Origin of the sequence: Bradyrhizobium sp. 149, assembly GCF_023073915.1 — a bacterium.
In the GTDB taxonomy this organism is placed as follows: Bacteria; Pseudomonadota; Alphaproteobacteria; order Rhizobiales; family Xanthobacteraceae; genus Bradyrhizobium.
This window is the reverse complement of the sequence record NZ_JADPKK010000019.1, coordinates 664,541-688,199: the sequence shown is the minus strand read 5'-3', so window position 1 is coordinate 688,199 and position 23,659 is coordinate 664,541. Positions and strand designations below refer to the sequence as shown.

Below are 23,659 nucleotides of genomic sequence, written 5' to 3'. Positions count from 1 at the left end.
AACAACAATCAAATGTATCTCGATCGAGCGATAGAAACGATTCGGGATCTGAGTGCCGCTCTGCAAAAAAAAACGTCGATGAGCTTGCTCAACTGATTTCAGCTGCTCGAAGCCGAGGCGTTGTGGTGCTTTTTTAATTGCCTTACGCCGATCAGCTGGAGCCTGCGCGGCCTGTTCGCGATACGCGGCGGTCCGCTTTGGGACGTCTCGGCAGCTCACAGGAATGGTTAAACTTGACGCTCGCCAAGCGAGACTCGCGATGGCCAGATGGTATGCACATGGTCGAGGGGGCAGCCTTATTGACGGCCAGAGTCATCGAGCAAGCTGTCGAAGAGCGTTTAAAAGTGTTAGGCGAAGGCCGGCACATTTGAGCCTGTTGTTCTTCGTGTATGGTCATTCCGCGACCGGTACACCTCGTCGGTCTGCTCCCCCGTTCCGGCGGCCGCGCTACCAAGCGGCTCGGTTGCGAGACAGCGTCACGGGCCGCCGCACAGCGACTGTTGCGATCAATCGTTCGGCAGGTCTTGTGCGGTGCCGAAATGATTGACGCTTGTCTTCTGGTGATTGCGCAGATCGGGGGCACGCCGGCCTCGCTTAGCTCAATGACCCAGGGCTCGGTGGATAACGTCAAGGTTCGCTCTCGCTCTCGGCGCTGAGCACGTGGGGCTCTTCGAGCTCGCGTGGTCGCATAGTCGGGATGGCGGTGGGGCGCCGGAGCGCCCCCGCGGGCAGCGCACTTTGATCCGTCCGCCAACTCGGTGCTTTACTGCATGATGGGGATCAACGCGCCAGACGCTTCAGCTCGGCGCGCGCCTGCTCGGCCAGCGGGTCTTCGCCGTGGCGCGCAATGAACAGCTCGAACGCCTCTCGCGTTCCCTTGCGACGGGCGGATTCGTACTCCTCCGCGACCGCAGCCGAGGGGTCGCGGGTCATTGGGACGGAGGGCGCGCGCCCCGCTGTGCCGCCTTGTTGGCCGCTCTCATCCGCATTGGCTTTTCCGACCATTACAGGCAGTCCTCCGAAAGGTAGATGGCCCGGCCCGGCGAGCGCCACCAAGGCGCCGAACAGACCGGCCGAAAGGGGACGTAGTTTCGTGATTTCACTCGCCAGACGGCAGCTAGCCGGAACCGACGTCCTTGTCGTGACTGTATGAATACGGGATTTGATAGTTAACACGGCCTTATGGAAGGAGTCTGGACCGGCCCGCCAAAATTAAACCAAACGTTTAGCTCTCAAGCTAGAATCACCTGACGCGCCCCCGAATCGAACCTGGGGTTTGCTGATTTGGAGATTCCCTTGGCCACCGCCGTCAACGTAAGTGCGACCAACAACTCTGACATCGACGGCTTGCTGTCGGGCTACAAATGGTCCGGCACGATCACGTACAGCTTTCCGGACGCTGCAAGCGATTACGCCAGTCCCTACAGCGGCGGCAGCAGTGAACCGACGACGTCGGGTTTTGCCTCGGCGCCGAGTCAGATGCAGGCGGCGATCAATTACGCGATCGGACTGATCCTCGGCTACACCAACGCCAACATCCAGTACGCCGGGACGAACGGCGCCGACATCATGGTCGCGCAATCGCCAGCGGCCAATCCGACATCCTACGCCTATTACCCCGGCAACTACGCGTCTGGCGGCGACGTGTGGTTCGGAACCGCCTACAACTATTCGCTGGCTGCCCTCGGCAATTACTATTTCACAACTGCGTTGCATGAGCTCGGACACGCCCTTGGCCTGAAGCACAGTCAGGAAGCCGGCGGTCCCGCCAATGTCGCGGTGCCGAGCGCGCACGACGACAGCGAATACACCGTCATGAGCTATCGCAGCTATGTCGGTGCTTCGACGACGAGCGGTTACACCAATGAAGCCTATGGATATCCGCAGACCTATATGGCCAACGATATTCTCGCGCTGCAGACGATGTACGGCGCGGACTACACGACTCAGAGTGGGACCACCGTCTATACGTGGAACCCGACCACCGGGCAGGAGTTCATTAACGGCGTGGGCCAGCCGGCCGACAATGGCGGTGCCGGTGGCTCGGCCAATCGCATCTACGAGACGATCTGGGATGGTGGCGGCGTCGATACCTATGACCTTTCGAGCTACACGACGAACCTGAGCATCAATCTCAATCCAGGCGCCTCTTCCGTGTTCTCGTCGGTTCAACTGGCCAACCTTGGAAATGGCCATTATGCGTCGGGCAACGTCTACAATGCCTATCTCTACAACAACGACCTGCATTCGCTGATCGACAACGCCACCGGCGGCTCCGGCAACGATACCGTCGTCGGCAACGTCATCGCCAACGTCCTGAATGGAGGCTCGGGCAACGATACGATCACCGGCGGCGGTGGCAACGACACCATCACGGGCGGCTCGGGCACGGATACGGCAGTATATTCGGGCAACGCGGCGAGCTACGCGATATCATACAATTTAGCGACGCAGACCTTCACATTAATCGACCAACGGTCAGGTTCGCCAGACGGCACTGACGCCGTTACAGGCGTGGAGAATTTTCGATTCGCCGACAACGTCATTTCAAGTGACACACTAGCGAACCAAGTTACCCCCGACCGTGAAGTCGTCGTGTACGATACTTCAAATAATCTGCCTTGGACTTCTGAGGTTTTTGGTTACGATTCCGAGAATAGGCTAAATCACCTCACGGTGAAGAACGATGACGGAACTTCTACGCTTACCGATTATAACTCGGCCCAGATGCATAATTTCAGAATGGCGGTATCACAGTACGACAGCGGTCATGGCCTGACATCGGTGTCTATCTACCCTGCTAATGATGCAAATCACGCACTTCTTGTAACCGCTTATGACACGCAACATGTGCAAAGTTGGAAGGACGCCATTTCTGGTTACAGCGCGACCGGACAGCTTGAGTATGTTACTGTCGAGAAATATGACGGAACGTCAGCTTACACGAAATACTTAAACGGTGGGGACGCCACAGTGTACAATTACGAGGCTGATGGGCATTTGGTGAGCCTAGCTCATGCCGGAACGATTGTTTATGTTTGACATGTGCAATTAGTCGCCCCGAGATTCGGCTTCATCCGGCATCTCGGAAAGCAACTTCCACCTCGCCAAGTAATGGCAGTATGGCGGGCAAACAGCGGAACCGCTACGATTTCGCTGCGCAGGAGTGGCCCCCTCAAGAACGTGGCGCCGATCGAGGTCATCAAGGCAGCGCATCCATTTTCAGTCCCCATCAATGATGAGACAGCGTGCTGCACGTTTGCGGGAGTGGGCTCCATCAGCCTCGCTGCGTCGCATAATGGCGGCTCGGAGTCAGTATGCACATATTTCCTGGACACGAAGACGGGTATCGATTGTAGCTGGCGCGTTATCGCGATGGCGTGTCCCCGCAAATTCGTATCAGGCGGTGCGACACGACAACGCCATGCGGTTTTTTGAGAGAGCCAATCCTCCAGTAACGGATGCAGTGATGCGGAGAATGGGGCGGCATTCTCATCCTTCGATTTGGGTGCCACAATACTCAGCAAAGTCGATAGCGATAGGAAGTCTTAACTCAGCGGCTCTCGCGCAGCTTTGGGCCATATCGGTTTGACCAAAGGGGCGGGGAAAGCGGCGAGTTTCGGAACTTCCATCGACACTCGATCAGCACTATTCGGACCGACAGCCCTACTGATCCCTGAGGATGCCGAAATATTGGGCGGGGCGACAATCATTGTGGGCTATCTAGCGGACGTTTTTCTTAGGAACCGAGCGAAGTGGATTTGCTTGCATGAGCCAACGACAAAGCTACGTCGAAACTGCGTTGGGTTCGCACGAATCGATAGTACCGATAATGAGCCGGTATTAGATTCAGCGGTTCCAATCGTTGTTCCGCATTCATCCTTGCGAGATTGCCGCGGTCAACATTCAGAGATATTGGACAATCAAGAGACGGAGCTAGCGTGTTGGTGATCATAACCTGCCGTCACCTCGGGTGCGATCACGAGATCAACGGGGCACGCGAAATGCCAAGCAGATTCTATGCTATTACTACAAAGGTCTAAGACAGGACCCGACCTTAGCCGTGCACAAGCGTGGTCTTAGGGCCAAATTGCGATTGACGCGGCGTGCGATGCGGGAGAGCGATTGTGGGCGAAAAGTGCAACCGTCCCAAGCAGCGGGCGCGGATCATGTCGGGTGATCTGAATGCCAGCTAATGAATCCATGGGATAACGTTCAGAGGTGCATCACATCGGATGCGCAGGAAGGAATAAAAGGTGAGGCCCTTCTTCCTTTTGGGAACATCCTTTTTTCGGTCGTCCCTCGTCTATCTTTTAGCAAATGGCCTGTCCGCCGGCGCGCCGCTCGTTCTTCTGCCAATTCTCACGCGCGCTCTCTCTCCCGAGGAATATGGTCAGATCGCCATGTTTTCTGTGGCGGCGCAGATCTTTGGGATTACGACGGGCCTGAGCACGCACGGCGCAGTAGCGATGAGGTATTTCGATCGAGATGCGATCGATTTCCCACGATTTGTCGGATCTTGTCTGATCGTTTTGTTAATCAGCACAGTAGTCACACTGCTTGTCGCGTGGACCACTCTAGACTGGCTTAAGCTGTACCTCACACTTCCAGGCAGTTGGCTTCTGATTGCAGTCGCTTTTTCAGCCAGCACCTTCATCGTGCAGGTCCAGCTTTCAATCTGGCAATCTAGCAAAAAGCCGTTGAGCTTTGCTGCACTGAGAAGCTTTCAGGGAGCGACGGATCTGGCGACGTCGTTCATCTTAGCTCTATCCCTTGGGCTAGGTTGGCAAGGCCGTGTTTCCGGGATGGCACTTGCGTCGTTCGTGGCCGCTTGCTTGGCACTTCATACAATGCGGCGCAGTGGCTTGATTCGTCTTCCTCATGACGCAGTCTACATGGGCGACGCGTTGCGTTTCGGTCTGCCGCTGGTTCCCCACGCGGCAGGCGCAATGCTCATCATGATTTCGGATCGCTTCCTGGTGGCCAACGTGCTTGGAGTTGCCTCGACGGGAATCTATCTTGTCGCAGCTCAGCTGGGCATGATTCTCTATCTCGCCAACGACGCCCTGAACCGAGCCTACTCTCCATACTTGATCGAGAGCCTGAAGCTTCACGATCAAGCCCGAGACCGTCAGATTGTGCGGTTCACGTACGCCTATTTTGCTGGAGTTCTTGCGGCCGCAATTGCATTCGGGCTGTCAGCGCCTTTCATTCTCGCTGCGCTCGCCGGACCGAAATTCCAGGCTGCTGGTTCAATCTTCGTTTTCATCGCGATCGGGCAAGCCTTCAGCGGGATGTACCTGGTGGTGGCCACCTACATCTTCTATGCCGGGCGCACAACTTACCTGGCGATGGTGACCATAACTGCCGGCATCGCAGATATCAGTATAACTTATTACCTACTCAAGCATCGTGGGCTGATCGGCGCGGCTGAGGCATTCATGATTACCCAAATGTTGTTCTTCATCGGCACTTGGGCACTCGCGCAGCAATGTCGCCCGATGCCATGGTTGAAAGCTCTTGGTCTTGATGCAAGCTCTTTTGTAAGGCCTGCCCTGATCGGTTTGGCCATGACTACGTATGCCATAGCCTTCGTACCGTCAGGCAAGTGGCAGCACATCTTTGAAGCGGCAGATGACGTAGAATTGGACCCGCTGCATCTCATCGATGCGGCACGCGCGGGCGACCTGGTTATGATGGAGACGCTCCTGGCACGGGGCATCGACATCAACGCGGCAAACTCGCTTGGAGTGACTCCGCTCATTGCCGCATCGGCATCTTTGCAAGAACCCGCCGTCAAACTTCTGCTGTCTCGAGGGGCTCGCCGGTCAGACAGAACGAACGAGGGATACACGGCATACGACTTTGCCAAGAACCAGTTGAATGATGAGCTAGCATGGCTCCTGGCCGACAATGACAAACGCAAATGACTAAGCCTGGCGCCGGAAGCAGCACCTCTCTAGTTATATTTCTCCTCAATTCCATCGCGATTCAGATGGTCGTCGGGCAGGACGTCGCCATCGAACGTTTCTCGGCGATTTATTGGGCCTTAGTTCTTCCCGCTTTGATGTTACCCCTGATTTCCATCCGCGAGATCTTCAGGATGCTTCTCGGACGCGGCATCCTGTTGCTGGCGTTCTTACTTTGTGCAGGTGGCTACCAGTTCGCTCGTGGCGACCTGCAGGCGCTCGCTCAGCTGTTCCTGATGGTCTGGGTCACCGCGTGGTGTGGATGCGAGACCACTCGGCTTACAACCAAGACTCTCACCGACATTTTCCTTGGCACGCTTTTGATGGGTGTGATGGTCGCTATGTTGACGAAACTTAATCCCTGGGGCTTTTTTCCGGGTCAGACCTCAACTAGCTACGGGCCTTGGCGAACCTCATTCTTCCCCCACATCGCCAACTCCGCCACCATGTCGCTCATCATGCTTATGATTTTGACGCGATCGGCTAAACAATTTGACAAGAAAGGCATGCTTGCGCTGGCGGTCTCTGCCTATTTTGGCCTGCTCGGGTTCGTCCGCACCGTCCTGATCGCCGCCGCCGTGTATTTCTCGTTGTATGCTGTTTTGACGAAAGCTCGCATCAGAAAGCCCGGCCTGCTGGTCGCCGCAGCCCTGGCCGTCATGGTTTCGAGCATTGCCGTCGAACTTGCAATCGCACCTCTCCTAGAGATGCTTCAGAACTCCTCTTTGGTGTCGCGCCTTCTTCTGCGTGGCGCAACCGAGCTCGACTCGCTGGCGATCGAACAACAATTGTACCGCCCATGGCTTTGGAAAGAGCACATTTCGATCTTTGCTTCGAGCCCTTACTACATGGGGCTAGGCAACTTTCGGCTGCTGGATCACGTATCTTACAACCTAGTGCCGGGGCTTGATGCCTCTGGCTCGGAGAGTTATCCTACTCGATTGATTGCGACCTACGGGATCAGCGCGTTTCTTTTTCTGGGCTATTTCGGCAGCCTGCTTTTCAGATCAGCGTTTTCTGGAGATGCTTGGGCTTGTGCATGTTTTCCGGTGATCGTTTTCATGATGATGAATTGGGGCAGTGTTTTCCACCCAACGAACGCATTTTTTGTTCTATTCTTGCTGATGATGAGGGGATCCATGGCGATTTTGCCGCGAGCGATTGCAGACCTCAACGAAAGGCATCGAAAGCTTTAAGGAGCGATGGCAATTGGGCCAATGACTCAGCGAGATCAACTTGAAAAACGTCCCTTCGGACAATGCGATGAATAGTTTTGGAAGTTCTCGGCCGCTTCGGCGGCTGGATCGGGCTGCCTCAAAACCGCAATCGGCAGGCTCTGCCATAGTAATCGAAGCTGCCCCGTCAATGTTTGTCGAGAATTCCCTTATGTAAGACGTCGCGGAAGTGATCAAGAACCAACTCTGCTCCGCGGTGGGTAAGATGATTGGCGTCACTGTAAATTGGCACGGTCCCGTCGATCAGCCTGCAGGTTCCTCCGCCGTCACACAGCGCATCCATTGGATTAATGAATGTTGCGCGCTCGCCAAGGGCTGCGGCCAGTTGTATGTTCCTCGCCTTTCGTCCCGCGTCGAGCTTTGAAGCTTGACAGCTATTTTGAAGGCGAATGGGCCGGAATAAGCAATCGACAGGATCCTGTTGCTGCTCGGGGGCTCCTGGAATCGAGCCAATGACAAGCAGAGAGGCTGCTCCTACGCTCGTTGCTAGTGAAGACAGCTGATCCGCATAAAATGGTGCGGCGGCAGAAAAATCAGAGAAGCGAAGCCTTTTGCCCGTGCTCTCTGAAATCAATGGAAAATTGAGCCATATCTGGCTGACAACAATCGTGGCCGGAGACCGCCGCATCTGCTCGAATGCCGCTGCTCTCGATGCACGGCATCCTTTATCGTAAAGCGATGGATCTGAATGCTCAGAGAAGTCGCGCGTATATTCGGTCGAGAAAAACGGGCAGCTTGAAAACTGGACAATACGAATATTATCGTCGGGGAACTCAGCCTTCAGCGCCGAATAGTATTGCTGAGCATTAGAGTCGCCTATGAAATACGCGATGACTGGTTTTCCTGGATTCGTCTCGCAACTATTGCCGCATCCATCGCCACCGTAGTTCCGCGCCGGGCTCGCAGAGAGAGCGGAATATTGAGGGCCTCGATCGCCAAGCCGCCAAATCCAGCCGCTTTGATAGCACGTAGCTGCGAGCGCAAGTATCGTAAAAGCAAACGCGAGCGTCGACCGAATGAAGATTGGATTGCCGATGCGAGCGCCGCGCGTGGGATATCGGAACGGCTGCTCCACCGTGCGGTACAGTATTTCGGACAGCCCGATCGATGCAACGGTCAACCATAGGCCCGTTCTCCAGCCCCATGGGGCGGCAGTTAGGTAGCTGTAGAAGACGGCGACCGGCCAGTGCACGAGGTAAAGCGAATAACTGCGCGCCCCTAGATACAGCATGGCGGAAGTACCCAACAGCAGTCTGCTTGACCTGTTTGCGCCGCCGAGAATAATAAACGCCGTTCCGACAGCCGGCAGTAGAGCCGGATACGACGGGAAGCCTGTTGTCTCGTCAAAAATTACATAGGACGTCAGCACCATTCCTAGGCCGACGGTTGTGAGGCCACACGTTCGGTGCGCGGTCTTCCTTTCGATGAGTGTCGTTAGAGCGCCAATGCAGAACTCGAATGCGCGAAACGGGAGTAGAAAGAAAATCGACGAGGTGTGGTCTCGAAAAGCAATATTCGCGGCCAAGCTGGCAATGAGAATCGCGACGACAGCCGCGAGGCGCGCATTACGCGATGCCGGCAATATGAACAATAACAAAGGCCAAAACCCATAAAATTGTTCTTCAATACCTAGCGACCAGGTGTGTAGCAAAGGCTTCAAAATTGCAGAGACTTCGAAGTAGCCTTGCTGGCTCCAGAACAGAATATTGGAGATAGCGAGAATTGCGGCAATCGACGATGCGCCAAGCTCTCTCATCCTGTCCGGCGAGAAAAACAGAGCGCCAACAAAAAGCGTCGACACGATGACAGCTAGGAGCGCGGGAAATATGCGCCGTACTCTTCGCTGATAAAAAGATCTAAAGCGAAAGGACCCTTGCCCGATTTCGCGTATGATTTGTCCTGTGATCAAATATCCGCTGATAACAAAAAAGACGTCCACCCCGGCATATCCGCCTGGAAACCATGTGGACCGAAAATGGCAAAGAAGCACACCGCCGACGGCGATTGTCCGAAGGCCATCGATTTCTGGCCTACGATCATTCATGCGCTTTAGTCGCCACCACGCACTCTTTGTAAAGGGTTGGTGATCGCGCCGTCGCTCGAGCAGACGAAAAACAGTGGGCCATCAGGTAAGTTCTCCAATTTCGTCATATAGGTCTTGTGAACGCTGCTCATTATGGGCGCTTCATCTATCTCAAGTGCAGCTATGCAAGTAGGATCGAACATGAAAAACGATAGTCGCTGCTGCAAGCACGCCGTGGGTCCACCAGCAGCACGCGCGATCCCGCTTTATGAGCGGCAAGGCGTTGCATTATTTCTCTCGTAGGAGCTCATGGGTTAAGCTGGAGTCGGGCTCTATCTTGGACTGCTGTAGCCTTTTGGCGGCCCGTGCTTAGCCTTGCGGCGCATCGAAGCCGGACATTTAGCAGCCGTAGGATTAAAACCACAGCTGTTCCCGACGCAAGCAGCTTCTTGACAGGAGAGGCTATCTCATTTGGAATTGCCTCCGATGCCGTCCAAGACGACGGTCGCACAAGTCGGTGCGGCTCAAGATTGAGTTCTGTGGGTCGTGAGGAAAGGAACGGCACTGGGTCGGATCGCACGGATCCTTAGTTGATCATCGAAACATGCACCGCGTGCACTTTGCCTCGCAACGATTCATTCGAGAAGGCCGGAACGTACGTCACGAACATCAGAGCGGCGATCAGGCGGGCGTAGAACGGAAGGATACTTCCGGTTTCCCACACCTGGGCGACGACAAGCGTGCGCTCCCAATCTCGCCTGAAGCCGCTGTCTACCTCGTGCATGGTGGAGGAAGGCGGCGGGGGGTGAAGCGAGGACGGCTAGGACGTTTGGCTGCATCGGCAAGCGCGGGAGCTTCTGCTAATACTTGTTCTCCGCGGGGGACGATCAGATGGCACCTACGGTAGTGGTGTGATCTTGATCCACATTCCCTATCGTGTTGAGGTGTGACTCGGGAACTACCCCTGTCGAAGCGTGCCGTTGCCTCAAAAGCATGCTGAGCTCATTTGTCAGCCAATCCGGCGGCTGGCCACTTCCTTGCAGGTGGACGCCCGGCGATGATTTCTGAGTTCCCGCCTCCCCTAATAGGCGTCACGCCTCAAAACTTCAAGAGAACCAGCGCTTTAATGAAAATTTGTGTTAGATGTAGGTTCACTATGGACTTTGCCTTATGCGATCCACTCGACCGCTAAACTGGCTTTGCTAAATCCAATATTCCCTTTGGCGAACGAGTTCGGGATCACATATGGCGACTTGCGGCGAATGTCCCTCTCGGGAAGGAGTGCGACGGCTTAAAATCCTTTTCTACATAGATTCTGGCACGATGTGGGCTCATTGCCTGACAGCCGCCGAACTGATTAAAGCGCAACTTCAGGTAGATATCGTGTTCATGATTGTTGATGCGAGAAACTATCTTGATGAAACAATGAAGAATTATCGGGTCTACGATTATGAGAGTCTATTTCAGGCTGGCTGTGGATTTGCACCGGTCTGGCCGATTGAAAAAACAAGCGGAAATTTCGGGAGCCGACTACGCAATCTACTGAGAAGCCGATCCCTGCAGTCGGCCTTTAGGAAGATTGGGAGTAGATCAAAGATTGTTCAAGTCACCTTGTTGCCGGGGCTGTTCGTATTGATGATAGCTTTTCGCGTCCTGAGACTGGCTCGAACTATGCGACGCCAACTGCACCGCAAATTTCGTGTGAAGAAAGCAATCGGGGCCCTGTTCGGAGATCCGCGCATTTTATCATCGTCGCGCGCGTCCCGTAGCCACAACGCACTGCACGCGGTGCTGGGGTACCTTGTTCTCTTTTTGCGCCATGATCTAAGCTCTGCTCGCAAGGGTCTGCGAGGCGTACGAACGACGCTTCGGGAAGTGCTGTTTGACCTGCGGAAAACGCAGACAGGACAGTTGCTTCAGCAACTGAAGAGCCTGTTTCTGGGAGCGAGAGGCGTAGAAAAATTTCTCAGAGCGATACAACCAGATCTGATCATGCTGCCGGAGGACAATGTCGAAACGCTGTCGACGATCTTTGTGGCCAAAGGTCGTCGACTGAATATTCCTAGTATGGTCATTCCATTCACAATTCCGAACCCGCTTGAGCCAGCGCGCTATTATCATGACAATCTAATGTATCATGCGCGTGGGGCCGTTGCACGGCGACTTGTTCACCGGCATCCCAAGTGGCGATTTAATCACGAGGGCAGGGATCTGCTTCGTCAGCCTGCCCTCAAGGCATCATGCCAGGAATTTCTGGGACTATCCTCTCCGGATCCATGGGTTCTGAATCGCGGTAGCGCGGTCAGCATAGCGCTCGATAGTGATGCGCAGCGTGACCTTTATATAAAATTGGGATTTCCGGTCGAACAGTTGAAAGTCATCGGTGATTTAAACGGGGCGATGTTTCACCGTGTTCTGAGTCACAAGCAGCGGTTTGTAGAAGAGATTTGCTCGAAGTACGGGTGGCAATCCGATCGACCACTGATCCTTTGTGGTTTTCCGCCGGATCAGTATCAAGGCACGGATACGAGCAGGTTTGAATTTCCCGACTATGATGCACTCATCGAGTCCTGGATGGGGAGCTTCAGCATGCTCAGCACACGGGCAAACATTCTGGTCAGGCCGCATCCACGTATTCCTCTGGAACGCCTCTCGGGCTTTGACGGCCCGAATGTCAAAATTTCGCTTCAGCCCACCGCTGAATTAATTCCTCTATGCGATCTCTATGTTGCCTCGATATCTGCGACGATTCGATGGGCCATCGCGTGTGGTATTCCTGTTATAAATTACGATACATACCGCTACCGCTACGCCGACTATGAGTCCGCTGCAGGGGTTATTGGTGTAGAAGACGTGGGAGAATTTCGTTCGCTGATGACACGTTTTGTGGGCGACGAAAAGTTTGCGGCCGATCTGAAGGAACGACAGCGCGGCGTCAAAGACTATTGGGGGCAATTGGATGACGGGACCGGGCGACGGTTGTCCGCTCTGGTTTTGGATGCCGTTGCCGGTGCTGGCCGCATCAATCCAAATGAGGAGAGGCAATGGGACTTGAGACCCGCCGAATAGGAATGCTGGATGTGACGTCCGGCGCACGGGTCGTGGTGACCGAGCCTTGCAATCTTTATGGCTGCACGCTTGGTGACGACGTTTTCGTCGGTCCCTTCGTCGAGATCCAGAGAGAGGTGGTAGTCGGCGCGCGGTCGCGTATTCAGTCGCATACGTTCGTATGTGAACTCGTCACCATCGGCGAAGATTGCTTCATCGGCCATGGCGTCATGTTCATCAACGACGAATTCAGTAACGGCGGTCCGGCTCGAGGCGACAGGTCGCTCTGGAAGCAGACGAACATCGGCAACAGCGTCTCGATTGGTTCGAATGCCACCATCTTACCGGTCAGGATTTGCGACGGCGCCGTGATAGGCGCGGGTGCCGTTGTCACGCGTGACATTATCGAACGGGGAATCTATGCCGGAAACCCCGCTCGCAAAATCCGGAACATCTCGTGATTAAGTTTCTCGATCTTCAGGCACAGTATCTGTCCATCAAGGGCGAGCTTGACGCTGCGGTTGCGGAGGTCATCCAAAGTTCGGCCTTCGTCGGAGGCCCGTTCGTCCCCGCATTCGAACAGGACTTTGCCAGATGGACGGGGGCGCCATACTGCATCGGCGTTGGCAACGGCACGGATGCGTTGGAAATCGCCGTTGAAGCCTTGGATTTGCCAGCAGGGTCGGACATCATCGTGCCGGGAAACAGCTTTATCGCGACCTCGGAGGCGGTGAGCCGTTGCGGTCACCGCGTGATCTTCGCCGACGTCGATCCGGATTGTTACACGCTCAACGCCGAAAACGTCCGCGCCAAGCTGACGGCGCGAACGGCGGCTATCATTCCCGTCCACTTGTATGGGCATCCCTGTGATATGGCCTCGCTGAAGCAGATCGCGCTGGAAAGAGGTATGAGGATTGTCGAAGATTGTGCTCAGGCCCACGGGGCCGAGTTCAACGGTCGCAGGGTAGGCACGATCGGCGACGTCGGGACTTTCAGCTTTTATCCGGGAAAAAATCTCGGTGCCTATGGAGATGCCGGGGCCATCGTGACCAATGACGAGGTTCTGGCGCGGAAGATGCGGATGATCGCCAATCACGGGCGGATCGCCAAATATGATCATGAATTCGAGGGCCGCAGTTCGCGTCTCGACGGGCTGCAGGCTGCGATCTTGAGCGTCAAGCTGCGACATCTTGATCGCTGGACGGAGCACCGGATTGCAATTGCAAATCGCTATCTTGATCGTCTGCGCGACATTCCCGAGCTCACGCTCCCTGTACGCAAGAACTGGGCGCGGCAGGTTTATCATCTATTCGTGGTGCGAACGAAAGAACGCGATGCGCTTGCGGCGCATTTGCTGGCAAGGGGAATCCAGACTGGCATTCACTATCCGATTGCGCTGCCAAAGCTTCAGGCTTACGCATCATTTGGCCAGGCTGACGAGAACCTTTTTGTCAACCGCAGCGACGCGCAACTGCTGAGCCTTCCGATCGGAGAGCACGTGACAATGGACGACGTTGATGTCGTCGTGGCGGCGATACGCGACTTTCTCGAATAAGAGATTAACATACGTCAAGTGTTGCTGGATGAACTTAGGTTGCCAGCTAGATAGGTTGAGGCGGGGAGAGGGATGTCGGCTCAATCGAGTGGTCCAGGCGGGGGGATCAAACGTCATTTTGAACTGAGCGAGAGCAATGCTTGGTTTCGGAAAAACCGGCATGGTCTGCAGCGTTACACTCAGCTGCGTCGCAGGGTAGCCAACGGCCGTATCCTAGCAGGCCGACCGTGCTGGTGGCGACAGGCAGCGAGCGATTGTGGGATATGACCGCACGACTGTCGCATTGTCGGCGGGATACGGCGGGCAATTTGCCGTTCGCGACTGGTTGGTTCGATTTGGTGCGTTTTAACTTTCCCACCTGGCTTGAACCCGGGAAAACTGGTGCGTGCTTGCTTGCCCATGATCGTGAATTCCAATGGAGTTCCGTGCCTCAATCTTGAAACTCTATTAGTTTCGCGGAAGCTGCGACCAATTTTTCCGCACCTTCCCGACTGAGATGGTCGGTATCCGTGTAATATATCTTGTCGTTTTCATGCGTAGCGCATCGTCCCGAGACGGCACTGCAAAACGTTTCATGTGGATATATCGGGATGATTTTTGAATTGTTTTTGAACCCGTCGAGGATGTCGAACACCCTTTCATTTCGCTTCAAATAAACAGCTAGGCTCGTCGTCAGCGGAAGGTCTCCACGGGCAATTAGCTTCAACAAGGTGCGCGGGACATTCCAGCCGACTTCGGGTACCGGGAGCACATAGTATACGACTATATTATTATCAGCCAATAGCCGAAGCGTTTCACGCAATTGGCTTGCTACCGCTCTAATCCTTGCGTGGTCGTCGCCCTTGAATCCGACTGGTTCGACTGGAAATGGTAGTCCCGGTTCTATCCCCCCTTCCTGATTGTCGAAGCGGGTCCCCAGTATATACGCAGTGCTTCGATCATTGATAATAACCTTCGATACCTGATTGGCTTTCAACGCTCGAAACGCGTCATTGTTGTATTCATCGCAACGGCTAGTGCCGAACTGTTCGACAACACCGATGATAAATGGACATCCTGCGTCCGTGTACACATACGCGGCCGCAGAATTGATGTTAAGCAAGTCGGAGATCGGACCCGTGAGTGTTTCTGCGTGGCTATCTCCAAGTACGGCGAAATGCGGCTTTGTACCGGGCCGTCCGATGATGCAGGCATCGGCAATTGCTCGCCTCGTGCAAGTTCTTCCCCCCACATACGCTATGCCGCGTTCAGGCGTGATTTCTAACAATTGTTGCTGAACCTGCGAATATCTCGCTGGAAAGCCACCCGCGAGAAGTGAAGAGAGGCCCGCCGCAACGAGCGTCACAACGGTTAAGATCGCTGACGCAGCGAGTTGCTTACCGTCGATTGCAGCATGCCGAAACGGCTGTTCAACGTAGCGCCAGCTTAAAAATGCCAATGCAAAGCTTGCCGACAGCAACAATGTCAGTGTAGCCCCGCCTGGAGCATTGACCAGATATGATCTTCCGAGCGCCAGAATTGGCTGATGCCATAGATAAAGTGAATATGAGATAAGGCCGATCCAAACGAGAGGCCGCCACGTGAGCAGCCGGACTGCCGGGCCACGATCGCCAAGGATGATAAGCGATGTTCCAACTGCTATCGTTATGGAGCCCATTCCGATGGCGCCTCGCGATCCAAGCAAGACCAGCGAACAAAGAACAAGCCCTAAACCAATGACGGGAAGCGCTGCACCAAAAGGACGCCATGAATCTCCATGGTCTGCCTGCATTTTAGCTAGAATACCCCCTAGTAGGAATTGCCATGCCCGGTAGTGAAGGAAATAAAACGTGCCTGCAGGATCAACTGCGCTGTTGAGGAAAGCCAACAGGATTGAAACTGCCGTAGCCACGATCATTAAGCAAAGAGTCGCTTGCCGCGCGCGCTGCCAAACCAGCAGTAACATTGGGGGGAACAGGAGATAAAATTGTTCTTCTAGCGAAAGAGACCAAAGGTGCAGCAGGGGAGTCAGTTCGCCAGGCTCTGAAAAATAATCTATTCGCCACCAGAAGAAAATATTGGCAACGAAAAAAATGCTTGCAACTAGACTGCGCGAAAAGTCAACGAGAGGTCGCGGTACGAGGATCAGCAATGCGAGAAAAAAGGTGACGATAAGAACCAGGAAAAGGGCTGGCAATATTCGTCTAGCGCGGCGAATATAGAAGACGTGGAGCGAGAAGGTCTCGCGCCTGAGCTCAGCAAGCACCAACGCTCCAGTCAGGTATCCGGATATCACGAAAAATATGTCGACGCCCAAATAGCCACCTTGGAGGGCGTAGCCATTGGATGATCCGAAGTTGGCGTGAAACAGCACCACGGCGAGGACTGCAATCCCTCGCAGGCCATCAATTTCGGGTCTGTATCGCCGCTTTTCGCGCGCCTGTGGATCTTTGATGTCTTGAGATCGGTTTTGTGGCATCGGTTTCATTGAGCTGCGTCGTTTTAGGTTTTGCGTACCCTATCGTTACAAATTAGGCCACCCTGGAGTTGAAGGCAGCTAGGCCGCCTTGCAAGCGGCGCTGGAGAATTCGGCGAGAGCCACCTGTTGATTTCAGGGTGAAGAGCTCCGTTCGAGAATGGTTGACCCGAAACGCCGGGTGGTCCAAATCTCAACTGCTTGGGAGCAGGAAGCTCACGAATCGCCTGCTCTGCTGACGAAGCATCACTGGAGCACGCTGTTGATTGTTATGTTTGGCCGCAAGATCGAAGGTTACAAGGCCGTTTTTGCGCTGGCGTGGCGCTACAGCCAAAGTCACCGGAAATTACTGTGGTTGTTCGCGGGCCTAGCGGTATTCGGCACCCTGACAGAGAGCTTTGGTGTCTTTCTTCTGGTTCCGTTGTTGCAAACGATGGGGCAGACGAATGTCTTTGCCAACGTTCCCCTGTTGGGTCGGATGTCGGTCCTTTTCAATGAACTCCCCGTTGACCGGCGGCTGCTCTGGGCTGGCGCCCTTATGTTGGTCGTTGTCTTGCTGAGAGGCGCGTTGCAGTTCGCCCAGGAGTTCGTGGGATATGCTATCCCGCACCGGATCGATCTTCATCTTCGGTTTCGTGCGTATTCCGTGTTTACTAGAACAAGCATGAAGTTTGTCGATACGATCGGCGCGGGCGAGATATCGAATATTACGATTAATCAGCCTGCCCGCATCGGGATCGCCATGCGATTCTTCGCTACTCTTGCTGCGAACGTAGCCGTCTTGTTCAGTTACATTGCCGTGCTGAGCTTCGTGGCTCCGCTTCTGTTTCTCATTGCATTCGTCTACGTGATTATCGTGTCGGTTGTTTTCAGGGCTATGACCACAAGACTAGTTCACAGCGTTGGCCTAGAGGTGTCGCAGGCGAACCTGCAGTTTGGCCAGCTTTTTTATGAAACGCTCCACGGCGGAAGATTAATTCGCCTGGCCGGCGCCACTGAGGATGTTCAGCGCGACTTGAAGGCTTCGCTGAAGGACCTGGAGCGTGCTCGCGACAAGACCGTTGCCGTCGAAAACATGACGGTGCCATTTTTCAGCACAGTTGGTGGCATTCTGATTTGCGTCATCGTGATGCTTGCTGGCACGTTGGATCCTGACGTCGTTGGGCAGGCGGTAGGCGTTCTCGTGATTTTTTTCATCCTGCTGTTTCGAATTCTGCCCCCCCTCAGCATCATCAATATTTCTAGGAATAATATTATCATTCATCTAGACGCATTTAGGGAATTCGATGCGTTTCTTGAAAAAGCCGAGAAAGCCAGAGAGCGGGATGGACACATTCGCGTAGATAGTTTCTCGGATGAAATTCGATTTGAAGATGTATGCTTCGCCTACGAGGAGGGGAGGCCGAACGTTCTCGATAAAGTCAGTTTCGTTGTACCAAAAGGTCACATGGTCGCGATTGTTGGCCCTTCCGGTGCGGGAAAGTCGACCATCATAAATTTAATAACTCGCTTGTACGCCCCCAACTCAGGAGCCGTGTATGTGGACGGCGCAAGTCTTAACGATATCGAGATCGCTTCCTGGTGGCGACGCCTTGGCGTGGTTACCCAGGATATTGTGGTGATGGATGACACAATCCGGGCAAACCTTTGCTTTGGTCTGCGGAATGAAGTTTCGCTGGACCAGATGCGTTCCGCAGCCAGGCTGGCTGCAATCGATGAATGGATCGAGAGTCTGCCGGACGGTTACGAGACCGTGATGGGTGATAGAGGATCTCATCTTTCCGGCGGGCAACGTCAGCGTATTGCGCTCGCGCGCGCCTTCCTTCGTGACCCCGACGTCATGATACTTGACGAAGCGACGAGCGCGCTTGACTCGCTGACCGAAAGAACGATCCAGAAGCAGCTGCTGGCACTTTCGCGCCGCAAAACGATGATTATCATTGCCCACCGTCTATCCACCGTGAGGCGGGCAGACACCATAATGCTCATCGATCGCGGACATGTTGTGGAAGTCGGCTCTCACAACGAGCTAATAGCCCGGCGCGGGAGGTATTGGAATATGATCGAGTCGCAGTCATTGGACCTCATCGAGGACGAAGAACGCTGATGGTCCGGTATTAGGCCGATAGCTGATTAGTTGGGATCTTGGAGTCTTGCGGGTGATTACAGAACCACAACTCGAGACACGGACATTCCGCAGAAGCCCTGTGGTTCACGGGGGGCGCCTGCACTTCAATTCTCACCGGGCAATGCCGATTGTGCTGCACGCCGACGCGAAGAGCCCCGCCCTCGATCTCTTCGTGTAGCAGGTTTTGTCCGCCCCAGTGGCGGCTGGGTAGGAACGAAGAGCTTAGATCGGTCTCGCTCACCAAGTTCTACTATTGAAGTTGGCGGCTCATTCGAAAACGGGCTGGGGGAATGCCTGCCGTCGGTTGCTTGGAAGCCATAATCGTCGTAGCAACAGGCGCGAAATCATGAATGTTCAGCAGTCAGCTTCGATTTTCTTGGGGTAGGATATGGGCTGCCATTGGAGACTTGGATGAAGGTTTGTGTGATTGGTGTCGGACGCATGGGGCGCCGGCATATTGTCGCCGCGCGTAATGCCGGATTTGAGCTTGCCGGCATTTTCGATGTGTCGGCGGACGCGCTTGCGACGACAATGACCGAAGGCCATGTAGACAAGGAATTGGCGTTTGACGATGCGCACCGCATGCTGAAATCGGTACGGCCCGATGCGGTGGTGATTTCGACCACCGCGCCCAGCCATTGCGAATTCGTTTGCGCGGCCGCTGGCGCCGGCGTGCGCTATATCCTGTGCGAGAAGCCGATGGCTTCCTCGCTGGAAGAGTGTGACCGCATGATCGCTGCGTGCCGCGCGGCCGGGGCAAAGCTGGCGGTCAATCACCAGATGCGATTTATGGAGCAATACACCGATATCAAGGCTCTGACAGAGACGCTGGAGTTCGGCGGATTGCGGTCCATGGTCGTCACCGCGAGCAATTTCGGTCTCGCCATGAACGGTTGTCATTACTTCGAGGCATTTCGCTACCTGACCAACGAAGAAGTAGCGGAAATATCCTGCTGGTTCGACCCGAACAACGTGCCTAATCCCAGAGGTCCGCAGTATGTTGACCGCTCCGGGCAACTGCGCGGTATCACGGCGTCCGGGGTACGGCTGATGATAGAGCTTGGGGCTGACCTCGGGCACGGCATCGAGGTTATTTACGGATGCCGCAATGGGCAGATCCTTGTGGACGAGCTGGCTGGATTTGTTCGCGGCATACATCGATTGCCCGAGTACCGCGATCTTCCGACCACCAGGTACGGAATGCCGGCCAACGAATTTCAACGAAAGGTCGCCCAGGCCGATGTGACCAAGCCGACGGAAGACCTTTGGCGCGCGATGCTTTCGGGTGACATATATCCCACCGGCGAGAACGGCCGGCATGCTGTCGGTGCGCTGGTGGCGGCAAACCTTTCGGGTGAAAACGCCGGCCGCACGGTCGCCCTCGGAAACGGATTGCCGATCGAACGCAAATTCATGTGGGCCTGAGGAGACTGGATTTGGCTTCCGGATTGAACGTCGCCTTCGTCGGCGCTGGTTATATGGCCGAAGAGCATATGCGGGCCTTCGCCGGTCTGCCTGACGTTACCATTGCCGGTGTCTACAGCCGTACCCGCGAACGCGCCGAGAAGCTCGCAGCCGTTCATGGCACCAAAGTCTACGACTCCGTTTCCGATCTCTACAGCAAGACGCAAGCAGACCTGGTCGTCGTGACGGTCATCGAACTCTCGATGGCGGAGGTCGCGGCCGCCTGTTTCGAGCATCCGTGGACCGTGCTGCTCGAGAAGCCCGCCGGCTACGATCTTGCCGATGCCACCCGGATTCGGGACGCGGCCGATCGTAGCCGGCGTCGCGCGTTCGTCGCCTTCAATCGCAGGGCCTATTCCAGCACGCGGCACGCGCTCGAGCTGCTCAAGGGCAGTTCGTCGGAAAGATTCATCAAGGTCATCGATCAGCAGGACCAGCAATCCGCCATGCTGGTGAACAAGCAGCCGGAACTGGTGGCGCGGAACTACATGTTCGCCAACTCGATCCATCTGATCGATTACTTCCGCGTTCTTGGCCGCGGCGAAGTAGCGAGCGTCGAGCCGATCGTGCCCTGGAAGCTGGAACGGCCCGGACTGGTTTTGGCGAAAATCAACTTCAGCAGCGGCGACATCGGGCTGTATGAGGGAATCTGGGATGGTCCCGGACCCTGGATCGTCACCGTCAACACGCCGGAGCAACGCATCGAACTGCGACCGCTGGAGCGGGTTTCCCTCCAGCTGCGAGGTACCCGGGCTGTCACCACGCCGGATATCGACGCCGACGATACCACCTACAAGCCGGGATTGCGTTATCAGGCCGTTCAGGCGATCGCAGCAACGCGCGGCCAGCCGGCCAACCTGGCCACCATTGGAGATTCCTGGCACTCCATGAAGCTGGTCGCGGATATCTTTGGCCTGAGATGAATGGCGTCATTCCCGTCACCCCGGTCGGAAGCTGAGGTCACCGCTGTTCTGGAGGAGTTTGAGCGGCGTCACCGGGTGTTCGGGCTGACGATCGGAGGGATATCGCTGTGGCGGATTCTGCGGTTCGAGATTTCCTTCACCATGCAAAATCTCGGGCTGTCGCGCCCAATGGCTTCGAAGCGCGAAATACTGGCGAGCATGTTTTCCGCCGCCAGACAGTTTTTCGTGGCGCCGCGCGGCATCCAATATCTCGGAGCCACCATGAGTTCGGCCCTGCGCACGTTCGATGGACGTGGCTGGCGCGATATCTACTTTGATCCCATCATCGACGGGATCGATGGTGGCGGAAAGATGCTGTATGTCGATGCGCCCGGTTTTGAGCAACATGCCAGGAGCGCCGTTCGCCAGCCGGTCTTCAACGACACCTCGGTGGTGGCGCTGAGCGCCGTTCTGGGGCGCATCTTCGGGGTGCGCGGCTATGATGATGTTTTCCAGGCGCTGTCACAAACCGTCGTCAACGATCTTGGCCTGCCCGAATTTACGGCAGAACGAATTCGCCGCAAATACAGCGTGCTGATCTGGCGAAGCTGGCTCTATCGCATCGTTTTGCGGCGGCTCCGGCCTGGTTGCGTCATGATCCCGAACTCCGGACAATTCGCGCTATTTCTGGCGGCGCGCGCGCTCGGCATTCCCTTTGTCGAAATGCAGCACGGCATCTTCAGCGAAAACCATCCAGATTCACTCCCGGCCGAGGCGCTCGAATTCGATCAAGGTGCGATGCTGCTGCCGGATTTCCTGACGGTCTATGGTTCGTGGTGGGGCGACCTGTTGAAAGACTCGGCGCTGGGCCGGCTTGGCCGGATTCGCGAGGTGGGCGCCTCCTGGATCGAGTCCGCCCGGGCATTGCGCCTGCGTCAGTTCGCGACCGATCCAGACCGGCCCGTTGTGACACTGACGTCACAGGGAACCGGCGTTGAGCAATTGGCTGATTTTGTAGCAGCGTTCCTCAAACTCTATTCGGGTCCTCTGCAATTCAATATCCGGCTGCATCCGGGCTATGAGATCGGTACAAGCCACTATGAAACCAAATTTTCCGGAGATGACCGGGTAAAACTGTGGCCCGGCAACTCCAGGCCGGATACGTTCGAGATGATCGCCATGTCCGACCTGCATCTCAGTGTTTCCTCGGCATGCCATTACGAGGCGCTTGGGATCGGCACGCCGACCGGGGTTCTGGCGTTGCCCGGACACGAACTGGTGCTCGACCTGGTGAGACGCAACGACGCCGCCTTGGTGGACAATCCCCCCACGCTGGCCATGATGGTCAAGAACCGTTCCTGGCCCACGGTATCGAACCGCGTTTCGGACCAATATTTCCGTAGAGGTCACATCGAGAACATCCGGGCGCTTCTTGCCGAATGCGGCGACATGGGGAAGAGCAGGTGATTACGATCGTCGATTATGGGACCAGCAACCTGGGATCGATGCAAAACATGCTCAAGAAGATCGGTGCAGCCTCCAGGATTGCGGCATCGCCGAGTGACCTTGACGGGGCCAGCAAGATCATCGTGCCCGGGGTTGGTTCGTTTGATGCGGGCATGGGCAAATTGCGGGAATCCGGCATGATCCCGGTGTTGAATCAAAAGGCGATGGTCGACAGGATTCCGACCCTCGGAGTCTGCCTCGGGATGCAATTGATGACGAAAAGCAGCGAGGAGGGTGTGCTGTCCGGTCTCGGCTGGATCGAGGCGGAAGCCGTCCGGTTCGATCAGAACGCGGATCCCGGTCTCAAGGTCCCGCATATGGGCTGGAACGAAGTTGTTCCCGCCAAGGCTTCCGCACTCACCGCGAATTTCCCGGCCGATGCACGGTTCTATTTTGCCCATTCATATCACGTAAAGTGCAGGGTGGCGGAAGACGTCCTGCTCGGAGTGTCCTATGGCGCCGGTACATTCACGGCGGCCTTCGAGCGCGGCAACTTGTTCGGCGCGCAGTTTCACCCGGAAAAGAGCCACCGCTTCGGAATGGCGTTCCTGAAGAATTTTGTAGAGCGATGCTGAAGACCCGCGTCATTCCCGCGCTGCTGTTGCGTGGTGCCGGCCTCGTGAAGACGACCGCCTTCAAGAATCCGGTCTACGTTGGCGACCCCATCAATGTGATCCGGATATTCAACGAAAAGGAAGTCGACGAACTCGTGCTGCTCGATATTGCGGCGACGCGTACTGGCCGGGGACCCGCATTCAGCACCATCGAAAGCATCGCCAGCGAATGTTTCATGCCGGTCGCCTATGGCGGCGGAATCACTACCGTCGAGCAGGTGCGGAGGATACTGGGGCTGGGTGTCGAGAAAGTCGTCATCAATGCCGCTGCGCTGGCCGATCCGCAATTCGTGCGCGCTGCGGCTGATGAATTCGGCAGTCAGGCGATCGTCGTATCGATGGATGTCAAACGCAAGCTGCTGGGCCGCTATGAGGTCTATGGCGACAGCGGCACCCGGTCAACGGGGCACGAGCCGGTGGCCTATGCCAGGATGATGGCCGACCTCGGTGCCGGTGAAATTCTCCTCACCGCGATCGATCGCGACGGGACCATGAAAGGCTACGACATCGAACTGGTGTCGAAGGTCGCCTCGGCGGTCGGCATTCCCGTCATCGCCTCCGGCGGTGCAGGCACGATCGCCGACTTCGGCGTCGCGTCGAAACAGGGTGGCGCCGCGGCGGTCGCTGCGGGAGCGATGTTCGTATTTCACGGCCCCCACCGCGCGGTGCTCATCACCTATCCCTCGCATGCCGAACTGTCCGCGGTCCTCGGTTGAAATGGACCCGCGCAAAATGTGCGCCTGATGAGCCCGGTCTGCTT

At 55.7% G+C, this 23,659-nt stretch carries 14 protein-coding genes and 1 pseudogene; 12 read left to right on the top strand and 3 right to left on the bottom strand.

Annotated features, from left to right (window positions below; all coding sequences use genetic code 11):
* Positions 1-780 precede the first annotated feature (780 nt).
* Positions 781-1,056: a hypothetical protein gene (locus IVA88_RS15005; protein ID WP_247497996.1), complete on the bottom strand. Its 276-nt coding sequence runs from the start codon at positions 1,054-1,056 to the stop codon at positions 781-783.
* A gap of 240 nt (positions 1,057-1,296) precedes the next feature.
* Here IVA88_RS15005 and IVA88_RS15000 point away from each other — a divergent pair.
* The 3 genes and pseudogenes from IVA88_RS15000 to IVA88_RS14990 form a co-directional block, all read left to right on the top strand.
* A pseudogene (locus IVA88_RS15000) lies at positions 1,297-2,562 on the top strand (M10 family metallopeptidase); the annotation flags it as partial.
* Positions 2,563-4,256: 1,694 nt separating this feature from the next.
* On the top strand, positions 4,257-5,930 hold the full coding sequence (locus IVA88_RS14995) for an oligosaccharide flippase family protein (RefSeq protein WP_247497995.1): 1,674 nt from the start codon (positions 4,257-4,259) through the stop codon (positions 5,928-5,930).
* Positions 5,927-7,165, top strand: coding sequence for a hypothetical protein (locus IVA88_RS14990; RefSeq protein WP_247497994.1), 1,239 nt, complete (start codon positions 5,927-5,929; stop codon positions 7,163-7,165). The genes IVA88_RS14995 and IVA88_RS14990 overlap by 4 nt, the downstream gene beginning before the upstream one ends.
* Positions 7,166-7,331: 166 nt before the next feature.
* Here IVA88_RS14990 and IVA88_RS14985 read toward each other — a convergent pair whose 3' ends face one another.
* On the bottom strand, positions 7,332-9,248 hold the full coding sequence (locus IVA88_RS14985; RefSeq protein ID WP_247497993.1) for an acyltransferase family protein: 1,917 nt from the start codon (positions 9,246-9,248) through the stop codon (positions 7,332-7,334).
* 1,302 nt (positions 9,249-10,550) lie between these two features.
* Between IVA88_RS14985 and IVA88_RS14980 the strand changes: the two genes are divergently transcribed.
* From IVA88_RS14980 to IVA88_RS14970, 3 genes are read left to right on the top strand one after another with little or no spacing between them, the layout of a single operon-like run.
* Complete coding sequence (locus IVA88_RS14980; RefSeq protein ID WP_247497992.1) at positions 10,551-12,296, top strand: hypothetical protein; 1,746 nt, start codon at positions 10,551-10,553, stop codon at positions 12,294-12,296.
* Positions 12,272-12,736, top strand: coding sequence for an acyltransferase (locus IVA88_RS14975; protein ID WP_247497991.1), 465 nt, complete (start codon positions 12,272-12,274; stop codon positions 12,734-12,736). The genes IVA88_RS14980 and IVA88_RS14975 overlap by 25 nt, the downstream gene beginning before the upstream one ends.
* Positions 12,733-13,830, top strand: coding sequence for a DegT/DnrJ/EryC1/StrS family aminotransferase (locus IVA88_RS14970; RefSeq protein WP_247497990.1), 1,098 nt, complete (start codon positions 12,733-12,735; stop codon positions 13,828-13,830). The genes IVA88_RS14975 and IVA88_RS14970 overlap by 4 nt, the downstream gene beginning before the upstream one ends.
* 430 nt (positions 13,831-14,260) lie before the next feature.
* Here the strand turns inward: IVA88_RS14970 and IVA88_RS14965 are convergent, their stop codons facing one another.
* A complete protein-coding gene (locus tag IVA88_RS14965) occupies positions 14,261-16,297 on the bottom strand; it encodes an acyltransferase family protein (RefSeq protein ID WP_247497989.1) in 2,037 nt (678 codons plus the stop codon).
* A 148-nt stretch (positions 16,298-16,445) separates the two neighbouring features.
* Between IVA88_RS14965 and IVA88_RS14960 the strand changes: the two genes are divergently transcribed.
* The 6 genes from IVA88_RS14960 to IVA88_RS14935 all read left to right on the top strand — a co-directional run bounded on the left by IVA88_RS14960 (position 16,446) and on the right by IVA88_RS14935 (position 23,615).
* Complete coding sequence (locus tag IVA88_RS14960; protein ID WP_247497988.1) at positions 16,446-18,392, top strand: ABC transporter ATP-binding protein; 1,947 nt, start codon at positions 16,446-16,448, stop codon at positions 18,390-18,392.
* Between the two features lie 432 nt (positions 18,393-18,824).
* Entirely contained in the window at positions 18,825-19,838 is a 1,014-nt protein-coding gene (locus tag IVA88_RS14955; RefSeq protein WP_247497987.1) for a Gfo/Idh/MocA family oxidoreductase, read from the top strand.
* Positions 19,839-19,861: 23 nt separating this feature from the next.
* Positions 19,862-20,800: a Gfo/Idh/MocA family oxidoreductase gene (locus IVA88_RS14950; protein ID WP_247497986.1), complete on the top strand. Its 939-nt coding sequence runs from the start codon at positions 19,862-19,864 to the stop codon at positions 20,798-20,800.
* Complete coding sequence (locus IVA88_RS14945; protein WP_247497985.1) at positions 20,801-22,246, top strand: hypothetical protein; 1,446 nt, start codon at positions 20,801-20,803, stop codon at positions 22,244-22,246.
* Positions 22,243-22,860: an imidazole glycerol phosphate synthase subunit HisH gene (hisH, locus tag IVA88_RS14940; protein WP_247497984.1), complete on the top strand. Its 618-nt coding sequence runs from the start codon at positions 22,243-22,245 to the stop codon at positions 22,858-22,860. Before IVA88_RS14945 ends, hisH begins: the two co-directional genes overlap by 4 nt.
* Positions 22,854-23,615 (top strand): AglZ/HisF2 family acetamidino modification protein, encoded by a 762-nt coding sequence (locus IVA88_RS14935; RefSeq protein ID WP_247497983.1) that lies wholly within the window; start codon positions 22,854-22,856, stop codon positions 23,613-23,615. The genes hisH and IVA88_RS14935 overlap by 7 nt, the downstream gene beginning before the upstream one ends.
* Positions 23,616-23,659: the final 44 nt, after the last annotated feature.

Coding starts and splice junctions, on each gene's coding strand:
- IVA88_RS14990 (WP_247497994.1), top strand. CDS start 5,927: ATGACTAAGCCTGGCGCCGGAAGCAGCACCTCTCTAGTTATATTTCTC.
- IVA88_RS14985 (WP_247497993.1), bottom strand. CDS start 9,248: ATGAATGATCGTAGGCCAGAAATCGATGGCCTTCGGACAATCGCCGTC.
- IVA88_RS14980 (WP_247497992.1), top strand. CDS start 10,551: ATGTGGGCTCATTGCCTGACAGCCGCCGAACTGATTAAAGCGCAACTT.
- IVA88_RS14975 (WP_247497991.1), top strand. CDS start 12,272: ATGGGACTTGAGACCCGCCGAATAGGAATGCTGGATGTGACGTCCGGC.
- IVA88_RS14965 (WP_247497989.1), bottom strand. CDS start 16,297: ATGAAACCGATGCCACAAAACCGATCTCAAGACATCAAAGATCCACAG.
- IVA88_RS14960 (WP_247497988.1), top strand. CDS start 16,446: ATGGTTGACCCGAAACGCCGGGTGGTCCAAATCTCAACTGCTTGGGAG.
- IVA88_RS14955 (WP_247497987.1), top strand. CDS start 18,825: ATGAAGGTTTGTGTGATTGGTGTCGGACGCATGGGGCGCCGGCATATT.
- IVA88_RS14945 (WP_247497985.1), top strand. CDS start 20,801: ATGGCGTCATTCCCGTCACCCCGGTCGGAAGCTGAGGTCACCGCTGTT.
- IVA88_RS14935 (WP_247497983.1), top strand. CDS start 22,854: ATGCTGAAGACCCGCGTCATTCCCGCGCTGCTGTTGCGTGGTGCCGGC.